The sequence below is a fragment of the Acidimicrobiales bacterium genome (assembly GCA_036399815.1).
Taxonomy (GTDB): Bacteria; Actinomycetota; Acidimicrobiia; order Acidimicrobiales; family DASWMK01; genus DASWMK01.
Map to the genome: position 1 here is coordinate 1 of DASWMK010000270.1, position 3532 is coordinate 3532.

At 72.0% G+C, this 3532-nt stretch carries 7 protein-coding genes; all 7 read left to right on the forward strand.

All coding sequences use genetic code 11. The features are described 5' to 3' along the window. Positions 1–427, forward strand: a 427-nt coding sequence (locus tag VGB14_20400) for a hypothetical protein (GenBank protein HEX9995295.1), incomplete at its 5' end; no start/stop codon positions are given. Positions 428–765: 338 nt separating this feature from the next. Then, complete coding sequence (locus VGB14_20405; GenBank protein ID HEX9995296.1) at positions 766–942, forward strand: hypothetical protein; 177 nt, start codon at positions 766–768, stop codon at positions 940–942. Beyond that, positions 939–1175: a WhiB family transcriptional regulator gene (locus tag VGB14_20410; protein HEX9995297.1), complete on the forward strand. Its 237-nt coding sequence runs from the start codon at positions 939–941 to the stop codon at positions 1173–1175. The genes VGB14_20405 and VGB14_20410 overlap by 4 nt, the downstream gene beginning before the upstream one ends. Then, positions 1172–1618 carry an XF1762 family protein gene (locus VGB14_20415; GenBank protein ID HEX9995298.1) on the forward strand — a complete coding sequence of 149 codons (447 nt, stop codon included), beginning with the start codon at positions 1172–1174 and terminating at the stop codon, positions 1616–1618. The genes VGB14_20410 and VGB14_20415 overlap by 4 nt, the downstream gene beginning before the upstream one ends. Further along, complete coding sequence (locus VGB14_20420; GenBank protein HEX9995299.1) at positions 1615–2103, forward strand: WhiB family transcriptional regulator; 489 nt, start codon at positions 1615–1617, stop codon at positions 2101–2103. The genes VGB14_20415 and VGB14_20420 overlap by 4 nt, the downstream gene beginning before the upstream one ends. Next, positions 2040–2747, forward strand: coding sequence for a hypothetical protein (locus VGB14_20425; protein HEX9995300.1), 708 nt, complete (start codon positions 2040–2042; stop codon positions 2745–2747). Before VGB14_20420 ends, VGB14_20425 begins: the two co-directional genes overlap by 64 nt. A 497-nt stretch (positions 2748–3244) precedes the next feature. Continuing rightward, on the forward strand, positions 3245–3532 hold a 288-nt coding region (locus tag VGB14_20430), incomplete at its 3' end, for a hypothetical protein (GenBank protein ID HEX9995301.1).

Consider the following 3532-nt stretch of genomic DNA (forward strand, 5'->3'; position numbering starts at 1 on the left):
GGTCGCCGCGTGGCCGCAGGAGAAGTTCCACGACCGCACCCCGGACGTGTGGGCCGACGCCCTCCGCAACGTCGACCCCGACGACGGCCTCGCCGCCGCCCGCCTCCTCGTCCGCTCCGACAACTGGTTCCCGTCGGTCGCCCGGTTCCTCGAAACCGCGAACGCGCTGGCCCGGCAGCGGACCGTGTACCGGACGGCGCTTGTCGAGTCGACCGAGAAGCCGTTGCCGGTGGAGGAGAACTTGCGGCGGGCGCGGGAGCTGCGGGCGTCTCTGCGGGCGTCGCCGGAGGATCGTCGGCCGTCGAAGCGGAGCCTGTTCCGGGATGGCGACCCGCCGGTGTCGTCGCCTCGGAAACTCACCCGCCATGCCATGTCAGAGGCCGTCGCGGCGGCCCGGATACACCGAACGGAGGACCGCTATGGGTGAGCAGCGGACGGGTGCACTGAGCGGGGAAGAGGTCGGCAAGAGATGAGCGAGGGGTGGTTTCACGGTCCGACGTACCCGACGACCGGCCGTCCCCCCGTGTTCGCGGACATGCTCCCCACCTCTGGCCCGGAGCAAGCGGACGCCAGCCAGGAGCGGTTGACGTACGCACTAACCGCGGAACGAGACGAGCTGCGGGTCGCGCTGGCGGCCATCCGGGACGACGGCTGCGCGGCCGGTGGCGCTGTCGGCGCCGGTGCCTGCGTGGACGGCGACCGAGACGCCGAACCCTGCGGGGCCTGCCGCGCCTGGCTCGTCCTAGCCCGCTCCGGAGACAACTGATGCCTGATCCCTCTCTCCGTCCCCGCTGCCCGTGGTGCGACTCCCACGAGCACGTCGAAGACGGCCGCCACCCGAAGGGCCGCTGGTATTGCACGGGTTGCAACCTGCTGTTCTGCGGGTCGCAGGACGAGTGGCGGGCGAACGCTCCGATCCGCGCACACATGGAGGCGGCGTGAACTGGCGTGACCGGGCGGCGTGCCGGGGGAAGCCGCTCGCCTGGTTCTTCCCCCCCGAAGGCCACCATGTCGAACGCGCCACCCGGTTGTTGTGCGCCGGCTGCCCGGTGAACCGCCAGTGCCTCCGCGACGCCGTCCTCAACGGGGACGACGGGTTCCGGGCCGGGTTCACCGAGGAGCAGCGGCGGCGGATGGTCGGCGACCTGAACGCGTGGGCGAGGAGGGCGGCATGAGCCTTCGCCTCGTCCCCGTGTCGTTCTCGCAAGCGGCGGCGTTCGTCGCCATGTGGCTCCACCATCACCGCCCCCCGGTGGGCCACAAGTTCAGCCTCGGCGTCGCCGACGGCGACCGTTTGGTCGGGGTCGCGATGGTCGGCCGTCCCGTCGCCCGCCATCTGGATGACGGGCTGACGTTGGAGGTCAACCGGACCGCCACGGACGGCACCCCGAATGCGAACTCGATGCTGTACGCAGCTGCCTGGCGGGCGGCGAAGGCGCTCGGCTATGGCCGGCTGATCACCTACACGCAGGAAGCCGAGTTGGGGTCGAGCCTCCGTGCTGCCGGCTGGCGTGTTGTTGCTGAACGGCCGGCCCGGACGGGCTGGTCGGCTCCGAGTCGGCCCCGCGACGACAGGGGTGTCGACCACATGCCGCGCACCTTGTGGGAGGCCGCATGATCGCCTGGACCCGCCCCTCCTGGCGTGACTTCGCTGCCTGCGCTGATCCTTCGGTGGACCGCTCGGTGTTCTTCCCGGAGGACAAGGACGCGAAGGCCGCCGCCGAAGCGAAACAGGTCTGCCGGAGATGCCCGGCGCGGGAGGCGTGCTTGCTGGACGCGCTGGATCGGAACGAGCCAGCGGGGATATGGGGCGGGGCTGCGGAACCGGACTTCCGGTTGTTGCGCCGAGCGCGGGCAGCAGGCCGGTTGGACGGGGCGGTGGCCGACCACTTCGCCCGACTGGACAGGGACGAGGCGGCGCCGCTACGGGACGTGAACGGGCCGGGCGCGACGCACGGCCTCGCCGCCACGTACGCGAAGGGCTGCCGGTGCTTCCCGTGCACTTGGGCGGGCCAGGAGCGGGCCGAGCGGGAGTCGGGGTGTCGCGTGCGGCCGGCGTCGCCGAAGCGGAAGGTCGTCTACATGGTGGAGGTCGCTGCCTGATGGAACTCGTTCCGCTCGGCGAGGCGCTGGCGATGCTGCCGCCGGCCCGGTCGTCGGTGCACCTGGAGCTTCCCGACGACCTGTCGTACGAGGACTGGGCGCGGCTGGGTCCGCCGCTGTCGCTGATCGCCGCGTCGGCGATGTGGTGGTGGGGGGACTGGTGCCGGTTCGGCAGGCGGTTCGGCGAGGACCGGTTCTTGCAGGCGGCCGAGTCGTCGGGCTACGCGGTGCAGACGCTACGAAATGCGGCGTCGGTGGCCGAGGCGTTCTCAGATGTTTCCCGACGTCGGGAGGCGCTGCACTGGGGGCACCATGAGGCGGTCGCTGCGCTCGCTCCGGAGCAGCAGGACGACTGGCTGGACCGGGCCGAGTCGAACGGCTGGACGGTGCACGAGACCCGTCGGCGGCGGTCGGAGTGGGAGCGGTCGGTGAAGGTGGGGGAGGCGCCGGCGCCTCGGCCGGATATGTCGCCGCGGGCGAAGGTGTGGGTGACGATCGAAGCGGACGGTGAGCACTTCGACATGTTGACGACGGCGGCGCGCAAGGCGGTGGACGGGCTGCGTCAGTGGTTCGAGACGGTGGGGGTGGCGGCGAAGCTGGGTGTCGAGGTCGTGGACGACGGTTCGCCGGTGAAGGCCGCGTGATGCCCGGCGTCGTGTTCTGCGCGGTGGAGGGCTGCGACCGGAAGGCCGCGTGATGCCCGGCGTCGTGTTCTGCGCGGTGGAGGGCTGCGACCGGAGCGCCGCCGCCAGAGGCTTCTGCGCTATGCACTACCTGCGATGGTGGAGGCATGGCGACCCGTTGGTCGTGCTTCCGGCGGGCGGGCCTCGAAGTCCCTCGCTGGTGTGCCGCTGCTCCGCCCCTGACCCGTCGCGGTCGTGGTCGTTCGCTCCCGGAGGGTTCGGGCCGAACGACGAGCAGCCGACAGCGGCGACACTCGGCTGGGAGCCCCCCGGTTGGACGCCGGAGCGGCACCGGGCGAGGGTCGCCGCCGGCCCGACGTACGTGTACCGGTTGGATGTCGGGCGGGCGGGGCGGGCAGCGTGACCCCCCGGGCGCGTCGCTCCCCTCCGGGTAGACGTCACCGACGCCGTGTTGGCCGGCGTCGACCCGCTTGGAGTTGGCCGACGGCTCGGTGGAGGTGCTTCCCTTCCGATGGCCGGTCGGCCGCCGCTACTTGGATCAGACGGCGGCGAAGGAGCGGGCCGAGCTGCTCCGGTCGTACGGGGCGAAGGTGGAGGTCGTCAGGTCGAACCGGGTGTCATGGTCGGACGACGACGAGGCCGGTCAGCAGGGTCTCGTCGCCTTCGTCGCCCGCCACGCGGACGGCCCGGTGGTGGTCGAGTACGTGTCGGAGCGGGGTCCGGCGCTGGTCGTGTGGGTGCAGCGGGGCGGCGACCGTCAGACGGTGGAGGCCCGCGACCTGTTC